The sequence below is a fragment of the Mesocryomonas lacus genome (genome assembly GCF_055730135.2).
The window spans coordinates 12,800-30,445 of the sequence record NZ_JBUZWE020000004.1 but is presented as its reverse complement, the minus strand read 5'-3'; the positions used below and the strand labels follow the sequence as shown (position 1 = coordinate 30,445).

The window sequence follows — 17,646 nt, the reverse complement described above, 5'->3', positions numbered from 1 at the left end:
GGCGCCCCAGGCTCAGCGCCATAGTACCAGTATTCTCTGACGAGCAGGTCGTCGCCGACATCCAGCCAGATTACGCAGCCTGACGGCTTCTCCGCAAGGCGGACGGAGATCGCCGCACTCTTCGGCCCGTCGATCCGGCCTGCCTTCACCTGCACATGTCGGATGATTGGCCCGCGTGAGATCACCAAGTCGTAGCCGTATGCGTCAATCTCGGACTTGAGGATCTCGACGTCGACCACTCCACGGATCCAAAGAAGACGCCAGATGTCAGCGATGAGGGAATGTTCAAGAATCCGTTCGCGGAGGCTCGATGACACGGCGTGCTGCTGGCGGAACGGATCATCGACGTGCGTCATGAGCTACTACCTTGGCTTCCGGCATTTTGCCTCCATGATGACTTCACCATAGGCAGCCTGGATTTGTAGGTCACCGTTGGTGTCGAACACGAATACCTGCTGAAGGTTCGCTTCCTGGCAGACGATGCGACCTGTCGCCAACTCTCGGCATGGAAGCATCAGCTTATTTGTAACCATCAACGTGTTGTCGTCGCTCAGCCGGATATCATAGAGCTGGCCGGTCATATCGACCGGCAATTTAGGCGATCCGCGCTGATCGTAAACGACGCATTCGAGGTCCTTTGCCGAAGCTAAGGCTGTCAACATTAGAATTGCCAGCACCAGATAAATTCGCATGGGGTCTCCGGCAAAGCGGTTCGCCCACGTAACACGCTCCGGTTAGCGCGAGGAGCGGAACGAAAGCCCTTCCCCGGATATTCAACGAAATGCGGCACCTAGTCTGCCATGCTTGTGTCGAATGCCATACTGTCCGCCCAGCGAACTAAAAATATCAACATGCGACCGAGGCCGAATGTCTCAAGATAAGCTGCGGTACGATCTGCTTGCACAGGAGGCGCTGCGCGGCGTCATAATCAAAGTGATGGACCAGGTTGCGAAAACCGGGCTGCCCGGCGAGCACCATTTCTTCGTCACTTTCCGGACCGCTGCGCCCGAAGTAATCATTTCACCCAGACTACGTAAGAAATACCCAGAGATGATGACGATCGTCATCCAGCATCAGTTCTGGGACTTCTCGGTCTCGGACGTGCGTTTCCAGATCGGCCTTTCATTCGGAGATGTTCCGGAGTTGCTCTCGGTGCCATTTACAGCAATCAAGACCTTTTACGATCCGGCTGCGAACTTTGAGCTGGAGTTCGATGTGTCTGGCATTGTGGCCCACAACGAAGCGCCTGAAGTCGCAGAGACCCAGAACTCTGTTTCCGTAAAGACCGCGCCGGTGGAGGTCTCGAAACCTATATCCGACGGCGTGAAACCTATATCCGACGGCGTGAAGCCGGTTCCTAGAGAGAAGAAGCCGGCGGACGTCGTGTCACTCGATGCTTTCAGGAAGAAGCCCTGAACCGAAGGGCATACCATTCAACCAGATCAGCGAAGGCGCTCCAAGGCAACCAATAGCTCGAGTGGAATGACGTCGCCGTCGAAGGAAGCCGCCTTTCGCTTTTTTGCCTTGTCGACCAATCGGTTCAGTTCGGCTTCTAGGTCGAAGGCTGGTGACACGGACGGCACTTTGAATTTCCAGTAAGGTGTCTCGTCGGCTTCGGCCAGCGCCGTCTTCTTGGCGCGATGGAAGGAAGGGTTTCCCGTCTCGAAGGAAATGGGATCGAACTTTGAAAACCAGGACTTGAGAAGGACACGGTCGCCCGCGGCAACGATGTCGAGCAGCTTCGGCACAATCCGCACATCGCCATGAAGGGCGACTGCTTTCAGAATCTCCATAGCGCAGGCATGGACTGCACTCCGATAAGGCGAACGGGTCGAGCGATCCGTGACCAATCTTACCATCTTGCTGGTCTTGGCGCCCGCGACCGGGGTAGGGTCAATCCGTGACTTCTTCAGGTCATCGATGAGACGTAGTATATCGCGCTGGTAGTTGAGCTTGGTCATGGCACCTGTGTCGGTGATATTCGATGCGGACGCAAGTCTGCGCGAACGGACCGGAGGGGCTACTTCAAAGCTTTCCGATCCGCGCCTCCCGATGCGGAACTGGCTGTTTGGGTGATGGTCCTGCCCGGCATAGGGATCGGCACCGGACCCCACTGGCCGATGACCTGATCACCGAAGACCTTTTCCTTCGTCGCCGGATCCAGCACCCAGAGCTGGCAGGGAATTCTGACGATCAGCGTGCCGGGTCGCGCCCGGAGCATGTTCGGCGCGATCGTTGAATACCCTTTCATGCTGAGGTGAGCGCCAGCATCCCCTCGGGTGTTGCCTGACGGAAATCCATCGGGTCGATACAGGCCGCTTGTCGGCAGGATGGACTCCCCGTCGTCGTCGAAGAAGTCGACCCATGGCGGGCCGTTCCCGCTTTCCAGATCGCAATTTTTGAGTTTGGTGGCTGTCGCGGTGATGAAGATCCTATCGTTGCCATCCGCATCGCGCCGGCGCTCGACGGTGTAGCCGGCGACCGGGGAATAAATGTCCGCCGGCGCCGCGGCGTCATAGAACCCGAACGCCAGGATGCCGACGATCAGCGCCAGGCCGCCACAGATGAATGATGCCTTTGCGTTCATTTTCCCCGACGCTCCTTCAATGTCCTGATTTCGCCGGCCAACTCGACGAGCTTTAGTTCGACCTGGCGCAGGCGCTCCTCGAGGCGGTCGACATCCTGACCAAGGCGGTGCGCCTCCTCGATCCTGCGCTTCAGTTCGCTCGCCAGGTTCGCGGCCTCGATGGCTTCCACCATGACGCTCTTCAGCCGCTCCTTCTCCTAGACCTCGAGCAGGCCCACACGTTCGGCGATGGCGGAGATCTGCGAGGTCGTCTGGTCGCCGGAGTGCATCCAGTCATAGGCGGACTTCACGAATCCACCGGTGGTCGCCAGTCCGGCGGCCGCGATGGCGCCGATGACGCTCAATGCGGTCGCCGTGCCGCCGATTTTATCGAGGCGTTCCTTCCAGGTAAGCGGTGTAGGCGTCGTCACTGTCGTTTCTCCATTCCGACTGGCGCCGGCATCGTGTGTCTGTGCAGCCGGTCGACCCCCATCGAGCCCGGCTGGATGCGCTATCGGCGGGAAGACCGCCATTCCGGCGCGCCGACTTCATCGATGATGATGGCCGCCCCCTGAGGAACCGGAACGAGCATCCATCGACCGTCGACGCGTATGTATTGAGTGCCGACGTCAGTGGTCGGCATGTCCTTGGGCTTACCCGTCATCGCCCGTTCTCCTGCTTGGCAAGCAGCTGGCGGATCTGCAGGACGGCCTCATCCCGGGAGATTGCGCCAGCCTTCTGCGCGGCGACGATGCCAGCGCACCGCGCCATGTTCAGCCTCTGCTGCGTCACGGTCATTCGATCGCTCCTTCGGTCTTCCAGCGGAGATCGTCCGCGACGACGAGCTCGTTGATTCCGACGACCTTCCGCTCGCAGTCGGCCCGCGCACCGTCGAGGCGGACGATGAACCGGGCGACCTTGGACTGGAGCTCGAGCGTGCCCGGCGCCGGCCGCTGCGCGCATGACAGCAGAGCCGCCGGAATCCGTTCGGACAGCGGGCGCTCGACATAGACGACCTTTGCTGCGCAGCCGAGCAGGGCGAGCGCCAGGAACATCATCATTGCGCAGAGGGAGAACCAGGCACAGGAACGGTAGAAGATCTTCATGGCGCACCCGCCGGCGTCTCGAAGCGTCTGAGTACGGGCGCGGTTGCCGCGTCGTTCGAGGTGCCTTCGTCCCTTGTGATCGCATCCATAATCTCGGAGGCCGCCTTCGCCGCGGCGACGGATTCCGCCATCGTCCGGGAGAGCACGTTGATCTGCTCTTTCGTAGATGCCAGCGTGCGCTCGACCTTGGCCGACGCTTCCACCAGCTTCTCCGTCGACGCCGCGAGCTCCTTCGTCTTCACCTGCAGATCGGCCGATGTCTGTGCCGACGAGTAGGAGAGGTAGGCCGTGGTCGAAAGTGGGCCGGCCGTCACGAATGCGAGGCCGGCGATCAGCCACAGAGAAATATCCTTCATCGCCGCACCGGGTCGTTCGCTGCGGTCGGCGTGGGGCGGCGGCGAATGCGCCTGGTGAAAGCCTGCAGGAATAGGACAAGCAGGCCGACGAGCCAGAGCCCGATGATCGGCACGACCAACGCAAGGAGCACGCCGATCGCTGGCGCGATTGCATAGATCATGATCCATCCGAACACCGCCCAGATCATCAGGGCGGTGCCTGCAGCCGTCGAGCAAAAGGAGAGGACGAGTTCCATCACAGGGCGGCCAGGCACTGCTCACGCTCTGCCTGCCTCCTTTTCGTCAGGCCCTTCACGACCTTGCCGCCAGCCCTGTTCCAATTGAGCAGCTGGTCGCAGGCGCCATGCAGATCGCCGGCATTCGCCTTGCGGACCAAGGTGGACTTGCAGAACGCCCCGTTGCCGATGTTGTAGGCGAGCGACAGGAACGGGACATAGACGCCATCAGGGAGCCGGTCAGGCGCGACCAGGCACTTTCGCATCTGTCCCTCGAACTCGACGAGGGCGGTACCGAGCATCTCCTGACACTCCGCCTTCGTATAGCTGTCACCCATTTCGACGCCTCGGGTCTCGCCGAAGCACACGGTCGGGACGCCGACGATGTCGCGGTAGGCGACCAGGCTCAGCCCCTCGAAGCCACCGATCAGGAGGACCGCCGCGGCGACGGCGGTCGCACCCTTCTTGAAGGGTGACGTCTTGCCGGCGGCAGCGGGCTGGCTAGCGGCAGCAGGGCGCTTGAACATCTGGAAGAACTTCATGTCCGGGTCTCCGGCATCGAGGATTGGGCGAGGAGGCGCGCAACGAATGCGCCGGCGACACAGAGGCCGGTCGCGGCGGAAAGGATGCGGGGATCGATGTCGAGGAAGCCGTCGAGCATCGGCAGCGCTACTTCCATGCCCGACAGGATTCCTGCGAGGACGAGGAGGCGGATGCTCCATGCCCGCTGGATGATGGATTTCCAGTCCGAGACGAGCCTCATGCCGCAACTGCCTGTGCAGCGGGCGCCGTGTTGGAGTTTTTGGCCGCCTGCCAGGCATGAATTTCCCGCACCTCCGCGCCGATCAGGAGCAACATCGGGATGCCGAGATCCTCTGCCGTCCGGATTGCCGGTATGTGCCCGACTGCATGGCCCGTCCCGCGGAGGTAGGCGGCGATCTGCTTCGCACGCGTCTTTCGGATGCCGAGGGTGCCCTTGATGTCGTGGATGGTGACGTCACGGCGGCGAAGCTCACCGTCGATCTCGACCGCGAGATCATCGCGCCAGTCGTCAAGGATGCTCGGACGGCGGCGGTGGCCGGATAGTTCTGTACTCAAGGTCTGATCCCCTCCGTCGCCCCCGCGACGGCCTGCGAATCAGATTGTCCCTGCTGACAACGAAACCAAAAAAGCAAAAAATTATCGAAAATTAGGAAAATTCTTCCGACGTAAAGGCCGTCTGTTGCTCTGGCAATGACTTATATCAGCCATCCGATATCAAGAAGAAGGTTTTGCAACCTCATTGAACGCCTCTCGATAGTCTTGATCGTCATTATTACTTCACGGATAAGCGATATCACGAAAGATTACGTTATTCTTTTAAAAAAAATCACAGGGATAATTCGATGATGGCTTGTGGATCGCGATTTTTTCTGAGATCTTTGTATGGAGACCAGCTGGCGACTTTACGACCGGAGGCTCGAGAGTCGCTCACGCATGTCAATCCACGCTGAAATCGCGTCATCAGTCCGCCACCATCCGCCGTCCGGCTCCGACGAAGCGGTGCAGGGCGTTGTCCTTGTGACGAGCAACTTTTTCGATTTTCCGGTCGCACCGACGACTTCCGTCACCGAGGAATATTTCGGGACGCTCGGCCCTCTGTCGAGGAGGAACGGCTGGGCCGCGATGCCGCAAGAGCGGACCGGCAAGCGCATGCCGGGGAAATACAACGGTCAGGTCATCAAATGGGGCCAGTACCAAGACGAGCCCCCGCCGATCGAGCTGACCGAGCTCTGGGCGGAGCAGCACTTCAATTCGAACGTCGCCGTTATCCTCGGCAAGGCATCCGGTCTGGTCTGGGTTGTCGACATCGACGTCAGCGAGCGCAAGTTCTGCCAAGCGATCGAGCGCATCGCCTTTGCGACGCTGGGGTACACGACGTTCCGGCGCAAGGGAAACAAGCCGAAACTGATGCTCTTCTACCGCGCCGAACGCGAGGAAGATCTACCCCGAAACTTGGCACGCTCCTTCATGAACGAGGATGGCGCCGGTGTTTCCTCACACGCCATGGAGATCCTGGGCCAGGGCAAGGTCGTCACCGTCTACGGCCGCCATCACGTCACGCTGAAGGATATCGGCTGGAACGACTTCGGGCAGCCAGGCCTGAACAAGGTGACGGACGTTCCGACAGTCACGAAGGCGAAGTTCGAAAAGTTCATGGCGGCGGTGCAGGAACTCCGGGCCTTCGACAACCCCTGGGCCCCGCCTGTCTCCAGGCGCGAGGTCGAAGGTTTCCACGACGCCGTCGTGCCGACCGTCCATATCGCTAACCCGCGCCCCCGCCTGGTCAGCCTGGGTCGGTGGACGACCGTGGACAATCTCATCGTCAATGGCCGCGAAGCATATCTAACCGCGCTTACATGGAAACTCGTCTGCGACAATCCCGGCGCAGCACTGACAGATGCCGGCATCGACGAACTGTGTGCCGAAACGGAGGCGACATTCCGCGAAAAGGCGTCGATGACCGGGTGGGAGTCCCGTCTCACGAAGGACGCCAGGGACAAGATCGACGCCCTTGTCCGACAGGTCCTCGACGGGACCATCAAGGGGACATTTCGTCGTGGCACGACGATCACTCCTCCGCTCCCTGTCGCAAAGTCTGCCGACGCGCCGGTCAAGCTCGCGGTCAACCGGACCTACGGCGACGACCCGATGCGCGGCACGGCATGGCTCGAACACGTCGTCCGCCATGGGCAGGAGAAGTTCGACGGATTGTGGTGGTCGGGCGTCGTGCTCCCCGAAATCCCGGAACACCTTCGGATCGCCAAGACGTCGGAAGCCGCACAGAAGCAGGTCGCCGAGGTCCTTGAGAAGCAGATGGACGTCATTTTCCGTGCGCACCACGACAGACTTGCGAGGGAAAAGGCGTCAACGGAAGCGCATGCCGAACGTGCGGACGCTGTCGCACGTGGCGAGAAGCGTCCGCTGATCTACGATGTGCGAGAGGAGAAGGAATCCGGGAGAACATGGCTCGTCCAGGCGCCGGCCGGCGGTGGAAAGTCCTTCGTCGCCTTGAAGAAGGTCAAGGAATTCGCGTGCGAAGAGATACCGTCACCGGTGCTCTACCTAGTGCCGTCGTATCTCCTTGCTCAGCAGGTCTACGACGACGCCCTCAAGTATTTCCGTCCCGATCAGATCGTCATGTACGAAGGCAAGGTGCGTACCGGCCGCCACAAGCCGCAGGACGACGGTTGCATCCGCCCGGACGACATCGCCGCCTTGCAGAAGGTCGGGAAATCTTCGGCGCACCTCTGTCGCTACATCGACCCCGAGACGGAAAAGGAAACGCTGTGCCGGGCACTCGAAGCTGGAAAATGCAGGCACTTCCGCAAGCGTAGCCAGATCGCCGGAGCGCAGCTGGTCATCGCCGTGCACGCGTATTTTTCGATCTCGATTCCCTCGGAGTTCGAAGCTTGCAAGCTTGTCGTGGTCGACGAATCCATCTCGTCGCAGGTGGTGAAGTCGATCATCCTCAACGAGAAATCCTTGGTATTGCCCAGAAAGCTCGCCTCGATGACGCGAGACGAGATCAACCTGGGCCTCGAGCCGCACGACTTCTATGAAGCCCGCGCCGACATCGTCGAGGCTGTGGTGAAGGAACTTAAAGCCGGTCGCGATCCATCATTGTGGTTCGCGATGGAGTCGCTGACGGCCGCTCAGATCAAGCTGCGTGAGAAGCCGATCTCGAAGAAGGGAATGATCCGCGGCAAACCGGCGATGGTAGCGGCGCTGACGATGGAGGAACGGCGCGATCGTCCGATAACGCGGGAGGACAAGCTCGCGATGGCGATCGCGCTGTGCAGCAGGAAGTTCGAGTCCGCGCCGGTGACGCCCGGCTTTACGTCGGAAGGAATTCAGAAGCTTTGTAAGGTCGCCGAAAACGTGGATGTCATGTCCGAGGATAAGTTCTGGAGGATCATTCAGGAGCGAATCCCGCTCGTCCGCCAGGACAGGATCAACAAGGCGCTGATCACGCCGGGTAGCAATATCAAATGGGTCCCGAGCGCGAAGGGCGAACAGGATCGACGCATCCGGTACTACAAAGGCGCACTGGCGAACCAGGGCACGATCTCTCTGAGCTGGATCTCGGAGGGCAATTTCCTCGATAAGGATCTGCTCATCCTCGACGCCTCGGCCAATCCGCTGCTGCTTGCCAAGGCCCTGCGTCGCGGCAAGATCGTGTGCGAACCGATCACGGCGCCATACAGGGTCAGGGCGGTCTTCGCGACCGGTCGCACTCTGTCGAAGTCCTCGATCTTGCCGCACCCGGATGACACCGAGGAAACGGAGATCAAGAAAGCGGAAATTCTCATCGAGATCAGGACGTCCATCACCACGATTGCGGCGATGCATGCCGGCGGCGTTGTCGTCTGCGGGTGCATGGAAGTGAACGAGTATGTTAAGAGAGATTGGACGCCGCCGGCGAACACGTCGTGGGTCTACTTCTCGAACACCCGGGGCCTCAATTTTGCAAAGGGTTACAGCGCTGCGATTGCGATCGGGAACCTGAATCCATCGGCCGCACAGATCGACGCCGACGTCGGCGCCTATATTTACGACGAAGGCGATCAAGAGCCGATGCTCGATGCCGCCGGTCGCCACAGGACGGAGGGTGATCCGGACGAGAATTGGCTCAAGGACGGGTCAGTGCAAGTTCAGATGCGCAACGGAACGACGCTGACCGTCAAGCAGCGGCAGTGCGCCGGACGGTTTGCGCAGGCGGTATACGACCAGGTGAGGCGCGAGGAATATCTGCAGTTCCTGTGCCGGCTGCGGGTCATTTTCCGTGATGACGTCCCGACGTTCTACGGACTTGGATCATACATCCCGGAGGGAATCGTCGTAGACGAGATCCTGCGTATCAGCGACTTGGTGCAATTCGGCGCAGCGCTCGAGACTTCCCGGCGGATACAGCAGAGCATCCTCAAGGTCGGCGCCAAGGACGGCGACGAAGAGAAGCAGGCGGAGGGGCAGACCTTCCACGACCTCGCGATGGCAACCCCTGCAATCAAGCGGAACCTGTTCCATTACCGTGACGACGAAGGCGGAGACTACCTGGTCCCGCCGTTCTTCGCCGACGAGCTGGAGAGCTATGAAAAATCGGGCATGCAACTCGTCCATATGCCGGATCTGCAACCGATTGTGCGTCCGGCGGGCTGGAGCCGGCAGACCGAGGTCCTCGATAGACGTGCGCGCGAACGTCAGGCTGCCCTATCGGCGCTCAAGCCTGCCAGGCGCGACGGCTGGAAGAAGGATCCGAAGTCGAACGACTACCGTCGCAAGCGCGACGGCCTGAGTCTTAAGACGACCATCGTGCTGCACCTGTACAAGCGCCCGCCTCGGGAGCGAGCCCTGACGATCAGGCTATACCGGCGGCCGCCGACCGCTGCTCGAGCGCATGTATCCTCGTCTGAAATTCGTTCAAGATTGCCGCGGCGTTGCTCGTCGTGGACCGTGAGGCCACGTAGAACCGGAGGTTGAAGCGCTCGAGCGGCGCGTTCGGGCTGGTATCGTCGGTCGGAATTCCGATAGGCTGCCAGTATCCGCCACGGGTGAAGTCGGGGGCAGGAGCGCCACCCGGACCGTAGGTCGCCCGGGCGCGCCAGAACATGCCATTGCGCTCATACATGCCGTCCACGATGATATCGGCGGTCGATGTCCAGTTTCCCTTGAACACAAGGGCACCATCGCCGGCGCCTCCACCTCCTGCGGCGGCTTCAGCCCAGTTGCCGTTCTTGCGGACGTATGCCTTGCCGTCTTCCGGCGCTTCGGCGAGGCCGGAGTCGTTCTCGATCCAGACACGGCTCCTCCGGACATAGGACCGGTCGTCCTCGGGAGCTTCAGCGACATCGGCGACCAATTCGGACCAGGCCTCGTCCTTGCGGCCATAGACCTTGCCGTCCACTGGAGCCTCATCGATCTCGGCAAGGACTTCTGACCAAACCTGGTCCTTGCGACCGTAGATCTTCCCGTCGACCGGGGCTTCGAAAACATCCGGAGCGATGGGCTCGGGTATGACGAGCTCGGTCCAGGCGCCGGCCTGCTGGCCATGAAGCTTCCTGTCCGTCGGCGCGCCGACATCGCCATCCAGGCCGTCGTTCACCAGCAGCATAATCCGTCCCGCTGCGAGATCGGCCGCGAACGTTCCGGACTGGTGGTCGACGGCGACGACGTACGCGGCCCTGCCCTGCCGGATGATGTCGCCGGCCTGGTAGAGGCGCGTCGTAACCCATGCGCCCCGCGGCACGACCGGCTTGGTGGGTAGGACGATGGGGCCGAGCACGGTGCCGTCCGAGTATGTGATCGACAGTGCGTGCGTGACCGGATCCTGGGACCAGTCGACCGCGAAGACGCCGCCCTCGAGATTTTCGACGGCTTTCTTTAGATTGATGAGCGACTGATCCTGTTCGGCCCAGGAGAGCTGCGAGACCTTGGCCGCCCGGGTGAAAATGGTGACCATGTCAGACTCCTGGAAATGGCGATGCGCCGGGTGCGACGGGCGACGTGAATGTATTGCCGGGCGTGGCGACGAATCTCCCGCCGAACAGCTTGTCGATGACGGACACCTCGGAGGTCGTCGGTTTCTCAGCGACCTTCCGCTGCGCGATGTCCGAGATCACGTCGTTCGAGTTGCTCAGCAGTTCCGGGTAGTCGATGCCGGCCGTCAGCTTCAGGATGACCTCCTGCGACTGGTAGACCCCCATATCGCCTGAAACGGCGACCCCCGGATCGCCTGCCGATCCGGTCGATGTCAGCGTGATGTAGTCGAGCCCGGTGCCGAAGCGGTTGGCCTCCGGGATCGATGAGAGGACGTTGAAACCGGCGAACTTCGCTTCCGAGCCCTGCGCGTCCGGAGCCTCGAGCACGTTCGTGGTGTAGGTCTTAGCCAGCTTCGGCCTGTGCGATACGGCCGATCGACCACGGGCGACACGCTCCTCGGCAATCCGGGCAACCAGGCGCGAAAGGCGCGCCGAAGACGAGATGCTCATAGGGTGACACCCTGGCTGGCGGTCAGCAGGATGCCGACGACGTCGATCTGACGGACGAGTACGTCCTACTGGGGCAGGGGACGCATCCGGAGCTCGCACCATGACGGCCGCTCGACGCAGGCCTGGCGGACGTCTTTGCCGCGGGATGCGAGGGCCGCCGCCATCGCGAGCTGCTCCAAAGCTTTTCCGCCGATGCGCGTCGAGAGGATCGCCCGGAGCCGCCGAGGCCAGCGACATCGGCCGGCTTCCGGATTGGATCGGCTTCGACCCAATAGATCAGGTCTGATCCGGACGTCGTGATGCTGCCGAATCCTCCGACATCGCTGTAGTCGGCTTCGCCATAACCGCGTTCCCCGTAGCGGTCGCCATCACCGATCGGGACCTGGCCGGCGTCGAACCCGAACGAGACGCCGACCTCGATCGTGACCGTCGCGCCAGCATCTCCGGACCAACGCTTCCGGGACGCGACGACAATCCCGACGATCTCGCACAGGCCATCGCCATCGGGGCAAGGAAACGGATGCTTTCGCCAAGCTTGATGTGCACGGCATCCTGCCAGCGGTAGACAAGCAAGATTCGGCGCGCACGAAGGCGCCGAATGCCTTCTTTCCGAAGCCCGAGCATAATGTGCTCGAGAACCCGCTTGCCCCGCGTCGTGTCAAGGAACGAGTACATCGACGGCCTCACCGGCCAGTCGGCGGTGACCTTGGTCCAGTAGGTCTGGCTGGCGCCGTATTTCGCGCAGTACCAGGACGCATATGCTGCGCCCGCATTGACGGGTAGATCGGGAACGCCCTCGCGCTTCTGGCGGAAATCCTCGGAGTAGTGGTCGGTGACGGCGCGATAGGTTTTGCCGTTGTATCTGCGAAGATCGCCGGCCTTGTAGTCGACGTTCGGCTCATAGTCCATGGCGCTCGAATCGCTGAAGATGTCATTGAGCGTCAGCTCGAGGACGTCCTCCTCGTCCTCTTCGATGCCTGTCTCCTGGATCGGGAGATCGAGGGCTGCGGAAAGGGTCATGCGATTTCAAGTCGCCACGATGTCGGCATCCATGCGCTCGAAGCAGACCCGATTCTTCCCGCTTGCCTTGGCAACATAGAGCTGGCGGTCGGCTCGCACGAAAAGGCGATCGTAGCTGATTGCACTTCGGAAGCTGACCCCGCCGACACTGATCGTAAGTGGCCAGACGACACTGCCTGACTTGAAGACGGAGTCGCTGACGCCCTTACGAATACGCTCCGCTGCGGCGAGTGCCTGGGTGACACCCACGTCTCGAAGGAGCACAGCGAACTCCTCTCCGCCGATCCGCCCGACCGTATCACGGTCGCGGGCATTCTTCTTGATCGCGTTCGCGATGATCTTCAACGCCAGATCTCCTCGCTCATGACCAAGCCGGTCGTTGATCATCTTGAAGTTGTCAGCATCGATAACGAGGAGAGCTCCGCTGGATGATCTCTCCGATGACTGTTCGATGAACGTCTCGACCAGAGCGGTAAAGGCTCGGCGATTCAAGACATCGGTCAGCGCATCGGTCGTGGCGATGACCATCAGCCTCTCGTATGAAATCGCAAGCTCTCGCAGGAGGTACATCGCGAAGAAGAGCAGCGGCGCGGCAAGCGCGGTCGGCAGCGTCAGATCGACGATGAGCGCGTGGTGATGCTGTTCCGGCGTCAGGCCGGGAATGTTCACCGATCCGACGAGCAGGGTCGTGCCGACGCAAAGCAACGTTCCGAGGATAGTGAAGGCGATGACCCGAGGCCAGCCGGTTGCGGAAAGCCCGAACCATCTCAAGTTCCGGCGAACGGGATCCGCGTTCACTGTAACGCTCTCTGGCGTTCCTCTAGCCAAGTGCGGAAGGCTGCGGAGAGCATCGGTCTGCCGAAATAGTAGCCCTGGCCCTCGTCGCATCCCGCTCTTACGAGCAGGTCGCTTGTCGCCTTGTCCTCGATTCCTTCCGCGACCACCCGGTAGCCGAGGTCGTGACATAGGGTGATCATAGCTCGGACGAGCGTCAGGGCCTTCTCGTCCTTCGTGATGTTCGTAAGGAATGATCGGTCTATCTTCACCACGTCGACCGGCAGCTTCTGCAGATATGAAAGGCTGCTGTGGCCCGTTCCGAAGTCGTCGATGGCGAGCGTCAGCCCCATCGCGGAAATCGCATCGAGCTTGTCGAAGCCCTTGCCGCCTTCTCGCATCACGGCACCTTCGGTCAGCTCCAACTCGATCTGTTCGGAGGAAATTCCGTGCTTCAGCAACCTTGCTTCCAGCATCGGTAGAAAATCCGCGTCCTCGAGATTGTTGGGAGAGATGTTGACCGACATGCGAACCATGGTGCCCTGGCGCCGCCATGCCGATATCTGCGCGAGACTCGCATCGATGACCCAGGTAGTCAGCGAGCGGATGTCTCCGGTCGACTCGATGATCGGGACGAATTCAGCCGGTGAGACAGCTCCGGCTTCGGGATGCGTCCAGCGGACCAGAGCTTCGGTACCCTTGCACTCGCCGCTCCACAGGTCGACCCGCGGCTGGTAGACCAGATGCAGTTGTCCAAGAGCTATAGCCGATTTGAATTCACTGAGAATCCAGTAGCGTCGGGTGTCAGCCTCGTCTTCGTCCCTCGAATAGAAATTGACCGTCTTGCCAGCAATGCGCGCACCCTGGGCTGCGACATGCGCAGTCCGGAGGACCTCCCGTGGCTCGATGTCGCCGAGGCGAAATTCGCTGACGCCGATGCGGGGACTGAGCAGGAACCCCGATCTCAGCGTCCTGTGCTGCGCCTGGGTCCTGCTTCGGAGCAGCACTGCGTAGCTTGCAGTCTCGACGCCAGCCGGCGCGAGGAAGGCGAAGTGCGTCGATCCGACGTGGTAGAGCGGGCGGTGTGGGCCGATGATAGCCTGTATGGTCGCCGCGGCGGCCTGCACGACTTCGTCGAAGTAGCTCGTCCCCATCACGCGGGCCGCCTGATCCATTTCCAGTGTGCTCGCGATCTCCACGAGCACGACCATCCTGGTAGCCCCGGGCTGGTCGAGCGCCAGGTCCGCCAGGTCGTCGAGAAACTGGTTTCGATTAGGCATACCACTGATCGCGTCGATCCGACCAACCGCATGCAGCATCTCGACCTGAGACATCACTATCTCTGCAAGATCGCCAAGCGCACGAAGTTCGTCCGCCGATGCCTTGCGTGGTGCATTTCCAAGGACGCACAACGAACCCAGGCCATGGCCCTGCGGGGTCACGAGAGGCGCGCCGGCATAGAAGCGAATGCCGGTTCTGGCGAAAGCGCCGACTCGGTATTCCTCGCTCTCCAGCAGATCCTCGACGACAACCACCTTGCCCGTCGCGACGACATCGGCACATGGAGCACCGCGCCGTGGCACGGACTCCGCGGTAACCCCTATTCGGGACTTGAACCACTGGCGGTCGGCATCCGTCAGCGAGATAAGCGCCATCGGGAGGTCGAATATCTGTGCAGCAAGACGGGTGACGCGGTCGAATCCGCGGTGTGGAACGGTATCGAGGAGATCAAGCTGCCGCAGCGCATCTAGGCGCAGACTTTCCGTCGACGAAGACATGTAAACCTCTTTTGCGGCGCGACAGTCATTAGCTTCCCCATAGGACATCTGTCGATCGATGACCTATCATCGTATCCCGCGGACGCTCTTCAAGCGGTCCCTCATGGCTGCAGGCGATGCCGCCGGCACCTCGTGGCGCGTGATGGACACTCTGTCCAGCGGTGGACGCTGACCACGCGTCCACCGACTGTCAGTTGAACACCATCCCACCATCGATAATGATCGATTGGCCAGTGACGTAATCCGAGTCAGGACCGGCAAGGTATGAGACGCTGGCGGCCACGTCTTCCGGCTCAGAGATGCGTCCGAGCAGAACGGTCTTGGCCCACTGCTCGAGGCCCCATTCCAGCGACTTGCCGTTCTGATCGGCGACCTTCTGCGCGATGCCCTGCATCATCTCCGTCCGCACGATGCCGGGGCAGTATGCGTTAACAGTTACCCCAAGGAGTGCCAGATCCTTAGCGGCAGTCTGGGTGATGCCGCGGATCGCGAACTTGGTTGCTCCGTAGACCGCCAGGTCCGGATTTCCCACCTGGCCTGCCTGCGAGGAGGCATTGATTATCTTGCCGATGATCTCGCCTTTCCTCGCCGGTTTACGCGCCTTGAAATGCTTCAAGGCTGCCTGGAGGCCCCAGTAAGTCCCGCCCACGTTCACGTCGAACACCTTGCGATATATATCCGGAGTGATGTCCTCGATTGGCGTCGTCGGGCCGAGGCCGGCATTGTTGATCATCACGTCCACGCGGCCGAAGCGGCCGACTATTTCGTCGACAGCCTTGAAGACGTCTTCACGCTGCGAGACGTCGACCCGGGCTGCCATCGCCCGCCCGCCGAAGGTTGCGATCTCTTCGGCGCAAGCCTGGGCCGTATCCAAGTTAAGGTCCAGGCAGCCGATGGCGAAACCGTCTTTGGCCAAACGATTCGCAATGGCTCTGCCGATGCCCTGTCCCGCGCCCGTGATGATCGCGACCTTTCCGTTGTCCGTCATGGTCGTATTCCTTCGCCAATTGTCTCGTTGGATGGATATTATTTCCGATGGCCAAGCCTCAGAAGCCTCGGAAACTACTCAAGCGACAAGTCGTCGTCGCGAAGCACCTGGCACAGCAACCTGGACCGGTGGCGAGAGAAACACTCTGCTCGCCGCCGGTGAAGTCAGTCACTCAGATGCCCGGTGTCAAAAGGAGTTCAGCCGGCTTGCGCCTTGAGGAAGTCCTCATGGCATTCGTCGAGGACCTGCCGGGTGAAGCGTCCGATCGAGGCGTATTCGATCTCAGTCAGGTTCGCGAGCGAGATGCGGGCGGACGTGTCGACGACTTCGAACCCCTTTCCGGGCAAGAGGACGACACCCGTCTCTTCCGCCAGTCGGAACAGGAAGCTGACGCCGAGATCTCCGGCGATGAACCAGGACTCGAATTCCTCGCCGTAGAGCGTCGCACCGATCTCCTGGAGATCGATCAGCGAATAGTAGTTCGCGTCGGCGATCTGCCTTGGCATGACGACGCCCATGTGCCGGTAAAGCGTTTCGTACCGCTGACGGATCAACTGCTTGGCGGCATTCTTGTAGCGGTGCTCCCGATCCATCAGGCCACTCAGGGCGAAGAGGGTCATCTGCGCCTGCTGCGGCACCGACAGGCCGGCGGTGTGGTTCAGCGCTACCGCACGACTGTCGGCGACCAGCCGATCGATGAACGGCACATCCCGGGGGGTGATGGTCAGCGACGAGTATCGGGCGTCTAGCCGCACCTTCTCGCCCTCGGGGAGGGCTGCAAGCGCGACATCGAAGGCGTTGTCGTGGTGCAGAGCCATGGCGCCGAGGCGCCAGCCCGTGGCGCCGAAGAACTTCGAGAAGGAATAGACGCAGAGGGTGTTGTGCGGGCATCTGGCGAACAGCGAAACGAAGTCGTCGGCGAACGTGCCGTAGACGTCGTCGGTGACGATGAAGAGGTCCGGCCGCTTGACGACGAGAGCGGCGAGCTGGTCTAGAACCGCGTCCGAAAGCTTGGAGGAGGGCGGATTGCTGGGGTTGACCAGGCAGAAGATCTTGACCGCCGGATCGAGAAGCTTTTCGATTTCCGACTGTGGCAGCTGCCAGTCATCCAGCCGGTCCATCCGGACGTCGACGACCTCGAGGCCGTATTCTTCGAGAAGCGGGATTTCCAGGTAGGGCGAGAAGATCGGGGTCGCGATGGCGATCCGGTCACCCGGACGGACAAGGCCGTTCATTTTCAGGCTCTGGAAGACGTATGTCATCGCCGCCGTGCCGCCCTCCGTGGCAAAGACGGAGAAGTCGCCCTGCGGCGGCAAGGGCCCGAACATCTCCTCCGCGAGATAGGCCTTCACGATCTCCTCGCAATGCTGAAGCATCCGGGGCGGTGTCGGATAGTTGCAGCCCAGGAATGCTCCGACCATCTCATGGAGGAAGCTTTCGGCATCGAGTCCGAGCTGGTCCTTGATGTACGACAGGGCCGACCTCAGGAACCGAACACCATCGGCGTCACGATGGTGATTGGCATAGGCGTCAAAGCGCTGGACGATGCCCTCGCGCTCGGGAAGCCCGCCGAAGCCGCTGTCGAGGTAGGAATAGGAGCGTTCGGCCTCGCGGAGCGAGAAGTCGCCAAGGCTGAGGAAGGCCCACCGCGGGAGGGTCGCAAGGAAGTTCGGATTGCCGCGACCGGCATTCAGCATAAGGCGCTGAGCATCCGATGTTGCGACCGCGATCAGCTGGTCCTTCAGCTCGAAGGGGCTGAGATTGGCATATTTGTCGAAGTTCTTCGTAAGCATTGCTGTTCACCTTGAAGAGAAG

The 17,646-nt window shown here is 61.1% G+C and carries 20 protein-coding genes; 2 read left to right on the top strand and 18 right to left on the bottom strand.

Features of this window, described 5'->3' with window-relative positions; translation table 11 throughout:
* Positions 1–362: 362 nt before the first annotated feature.
* On the bottom strand, positions 363–692 hold the full coding sequence (locus ACZLZY_RS07455; protein WP_472933600.1) for a hypothetical protein: 330 nt from the start codon (positions 690–692) through the stop codon (positions 363–365).
* A 175-nt stretch (positions 693–867) separates the two neighbouring features.
* On the opposite strand from ACZLZY_RS07455, the gene ACZLZY_RS07450 reads away from it, so the two are divergent.
* The gene (locus ACZLZY_RS07450) at positions 868–1,416 is read left to right on the top strand and encodes an SspB family protein (RefSeq protein ID WP_472933599.1); all 549 of its coding nucleotides are present in this window, start codon (positions 868–870) and stop codon (positions 1,414–1,416) included.
* 26 nt (positions 1,417–1,442) lie between these two features.
* On the opposite strand, the gene ACZLZY_RS07445 is transcribed toward ACZLZY_RS07450, so the two are convergent.
* The 11 genes from ACZLZY_RS07445 to ACZLZY_RS07395 all read right to left on the bottom strand — a co-directional run bounded on the left by ACZLZY_RS07445 (position 1,443) and on the right by ACZLZY_RS07395 (position 5,341).
* A complete protein-coding gene (locus tag ACZLZY_RS07445; RefSeq protein WP_472933598.1) occupies positions 1,443–1,961 on the bottom strand; it encodes a hypothetical protein in 519 nt (172 codons plus the stop codon).
* Between the two features lie 59 nt (positions 1,962–2,020).
* Positions 2,021–2,587, bottom strand: a complete 567-nt coding sequence (locus ACZLZY_RS07440; protein WP_472933597.1) for a hypothetical protein — start codon at positions 2,585–2,587, stop codon at positions 2,021–2,023.
* Positions 2,584–2,760: a hypothetical protein gene (locus ACZLZY_RS07435; RefSeq protein ID WP_472933596.1), complete on the bottom strand. Its 177-nt coding sequence runs from the start codon at positions 2,758–2,760 to the stop codon at positions 2,584–2,586. The genes ACZLZY_RS07440 and ACZLZY_RS07435 overlap by 4 nt, the downstream gene beginning before the upstream one ends.
* Positions 2,761–2,784: 24 nt before the next feature.
* Positions 2,785–2,997 (bottom strand): hypothetical protein, encoded by a 213-nt coding sequence (locus ACZLZY_RS07430; protein ID WP_472933595.1) that lies wholly within the window; start codon positions 2,995–2,997, stop codon positions 2,785–2,787.
* Between the two features lie 229 nt (positions 2,998–3,226).
* Positions 3,227–3,364: a hypothetical protein gene (locus ACZLZY_RS07425; RefSeq protein WP_472933593.1), complete on the bottom strand. Its 138-nt coding sequence runs from the start codon at positions 3,362–3,364 to the stop codon at positions 3,227–3,229.
* Positions 3,361–3,672 carry a hypothetical protein gene (locus tag ACZLZY_RS07420; protein ID WP_472933592.1) on the bottom strand — a complete coding sequence of 104 codons (312 nt, stop codon included), beginning with the start codon at positions 3,670–3,672 and terminating at the stop codon, positions 3,361–3,363. Before ACZLZY_RS07420 ends, ACZLZY_RS07425 begins: the two co-directional genes overlap by 4 nt.
* On the bottom strand, positions 3,669–4,028 hold the full coding sequence (locus tag ACZLZY_RS07415) for a hypothetical protein (RefSeq protein WP_472933591.1): 360 nt from the start codon (positions 4,026–4,028) through the stop codon (positions 3,669–3,671). Before ACZLZY_RS07415 ends, ACZLZY_RS07420 begins: the two co-directional genes overlap by 4 nt.
* Positions 4,025–4,264, bottom strand: a complete 240-nt coding sequence (locus ACZLZY_RS07410; protein ID WP_472933590.1) for a hypothetical protein — start codon at positions 4,262–4,264, stop codon at positions 4,025–4,027. The genes ACZLZY_RS07415 and ACZLZY_RS07410 overlap by 4 nt, the downstream gene beginning before the upstream one ends.
* Positions 4,264–4,785, bottom strand: a complete 522-nt coding sequence (locus ACZLZY_RS07405) for a lysozyme (protein ID WP_472933589.1) — start codon at positions 4,783–4,785, stop codon at positions 4,264–4,266. Before ACZLZY_RS07405 ends, ACZLZY_RS07410 begins: the two co-directional genes overlap by 1 nt.
* Complete coding sequence (locus ACZLZY_RS07400) at positions 4,782–5,006, bottom strand: DUF7940 domain-containing protein (RefSeq protein ID WP_472933588.1); 225 nt, start codon at positions 5,004–5,006, stop codon at positions 4,782–4,784. The genes ACZLZY_RS07405 and ACZLZY_RS07400 overlap by 4 nt, the downstream gene beginning before the upstream one ends.
* Positions 5,003–5,341 carry a hypothetical protein gene (locus ACZLZY_RS07395; protein WP_472933587.1) on the bottom strand — a complete coding sequence of 113 codons (339 nt, stop codon included), beginning with the start codon at positions 5,339–5,341 and terminating at the stop codon, positions 5,003–5,005. The genes ACZLZY_RS07400 and ACZLZY_RS07395 overlap by 4 nt, the downstream gene beginning before the upstream one ends.
* Before the next feature lie 378 nt (positions 5,342–5,719).
* On the opposite strand from ACZLZY_RS07395, the gene ACZLZY_RS07390 reads away from it, so the two are divergent.
* On the top strand, positions 5,720–9,763 hold the full coding sequence (locus ACZLZY_RS07390) for a bifunctional DNA primase/polymerase (protein ID WP_472933586.1): 4,044 nt from the start codon (positions 5,720–5,722) through the stop codon (positions 9,761–9,763).
* A 980-nt stretch (positions 9,764–10,743) separates the two neighbouring features.
* Here ACZLZY_RS07390 and ACZLZY_RS07385 read toward each other — a convergent pair.
* The 6 genes from ACZLZY_RS07385 to ACZLZY_RS07360 form a co-directional block, all read right to left on the bottom strand.
* Positions 10,744–11,271, bottom strand: coding sequence for a hypothetical protein (locus ACZLZY_RS07385; RefSeq protein ID WP_472933585.1), 528 nt, complete (start codon positions 11,269–11,271; stop codon positions 10,744–10,746).
* A 276-nt stretch (positions 11,272–11,547) separates the two neighbouring features.
* Positions 11,548–12,291: a hypothetical protein gene (locus ACZLZY_RS07380; RefSeq protein WP_472933584.1), complete on the bottom strand. Its 744-nt coding sequence runs from the start codon at positions 12,289–12,291 to the stop codon at positions 11,548–11,550.
* Between the two features lie 6 nt (positions 12,292–12,297).
* Entirely contained in the window at positions 12,298–13,089 is a 792-nt protein-coding gene (locus ACZLZY_RS07375; protein ID WP_472933583.1) for a GGDEF domain-containing protein, read from the bottom strand.
* Positions 13,086–14,843 carry a putative bifunctional diguanylate cyclase/phosphodiesterase gene (locus tag ACZLZY_RS07370; protein ID WP_472933582.1) on the bottom strand — a complete coding sequence of 586 codons (1,758 nt, stop codon included), beginning with the start codon at positions 14,841–14,843 and terminating at the stop codon, positions 13,086–13,088. The genes ACZLZY_RS07375 and ACZLZY_RS07370 overlap by 4 nt, the downstream gene beginning before the upstream one ends.
* Positions 14,844–15,033: 190 nt before the next feature.
* Positions 15,034–15,831 (bottom strand): (S)-acetoin forming diacetyl reductase, encoded by a 798-nt coding sequence (locus ACZLZY_RS07365; RefSeq protein ID WP_472933581.1) that lies wholly within the window; start codon positions 15,829–15,831, stop codon positions 15,034–15,036.
* 197 nt (positions 15,832–16,028) lie between these two features.
* On the bottom strand, positions 16,029–17,624 hold the full coding sequence (locus tag ACZLZY_RS07360; protein WP_472933580.1) for a bifunctional aspartate transaminase/aspartate 4-decarboxylase: 1,596 nt from the start codon (positions 17,622–17,624) through the stop codon (positions 16,029–16,031).
* Positions 17,625–17,646: the final 22 nt, after the last annotated feature.

Excerpts from the sequence above, each read along its gene's own strand:
- ACZLZY_RS07365 (WP_472933581.1), bottom strand. The coding sequence starts at position 15,831 with ATGACGGACAACGGAAAGGTCGCGATCATCACGGGCGCGGGACAGGGC.
- ACZLZY_RS07450 (WP_472933599.1), top strand. The coding sequence starts at position 868 with ATGTCTCAAGATAAGCTGCGGTACGATCTGCTTGCACAGGAGGCGCTG.
- ACZLZY_RS07420 (WP_472933592.1), bottom strand. The coding sequence starts at position 3,672 with ATGAAGATCTTCTACCGTTCCTGTGCCTGGTTCTCCCTCTGCGCAATG.
- ACZLZY_RS07425 (WP_472933593.1), bottom strand. The coding sequence starts at position 3,364 with ATGACCGTGACGCAGCAGAGGCTGAACATGGCGCGGTGCGCTGGCATC.
- ACZLZY_RS07405 (WP_472933589.1), bottom strand. The coding sequence starts at position 4,785 with ATGAAGTTCTTCCAGATGTTCAAGCGCCCTGCTGCCGCTAGCCAGCCC.
- ACZLZY_RS07385 (WP_472933585.1), bottom strand. The coding sequence starts at position 11,271 with ATGAGCATCTCGTCTTCGGCGCGCCTTTCGCGCCTGGTTGCCCGGATT.
- ACZLZY_RS07400 (WP_472933588.1), bottom strand. The coding sequence starts at position 5,006 with ATGAGGCTCGTCTCGGACTGGAAATCCATCATCCAGCGGGCATGGAGC.
- ACZLZY_RS07380 (WP_472933584.1), bottom strand. The coding sequence starts at position 12,291 with ATGACCCTTTCCGCAGCCCTCGATCTCCCGATCCAGGAGACAGGCATC.
- ACZLZY_RS07390 (WP_472933586.1), top strand. The coding sequence starts at position 5,720 with ATGTCAATCCACGCTGAAATCGCGTCATCAGTCCGCCACCATCCGCCG.
- ACZLZY_RS07455 (WP_472933600.1), bottom strand. The coding sequence starts at position 692 with ATGCGAATTTATCTGGTGCTGGCAATTCTAATGTTGACAGCCTTAGCT.
- ACZLZY_RS07435 (WP_472933596.1), bottom strand. The coding sequence starts at position 2,760 with ATGGTGGAAGCCATCGAGGCCGCGAACCTGGCGAGCGAACTGAAGCGC.
- ACZLZY_RS07415 (WP_472933591.1), bottom strand. The coding sequence starts at position 4,028 with ATGAAGGATATTTCTCTGTGGCTGATCGCCGGCCTCGCATTCGTGACG.
- ACZLZY_RS07410 (WP_472933590.1), bottom strand. The coding sequence starts at position 4,264 with ATGGAACTCGTCCTCTCCTTTTGCTCGACGGCTGCAGGCACCGCCCTG.
- ACZLZY_RS07445 (WP_472933598.1), bottom strand. The coding sequence starts at position 1,961 with ATGACCAAGCTCAACTACCAGCGCGATATACTACGTCTCATCGATGAC.
- ACZLZY_RS07360 (WP_472933580.1), bottom strand. The coding sequence starts at position 17,624 with ATGCTTACGAAGAACTTCGACAAATATGCCAATCTCAGCCCCTTCGAG.
- ACZLZY_RS07370 (WP_472933582.1), bottom strand. The coding sequence starts at position 14,843 with ATGTCTTCGTCGACGGAAAGTCTGCGCCTAGATGCGCTGCGGCAGCTT.
- ACZLZY_RS07440 (WP_472933597.1), bottom strand. The coding sequence starts at position 2,587 with ATGAACGCAAAGGCATCATTCATCTGTGGCGGCCTGGCGCTGATCGTC.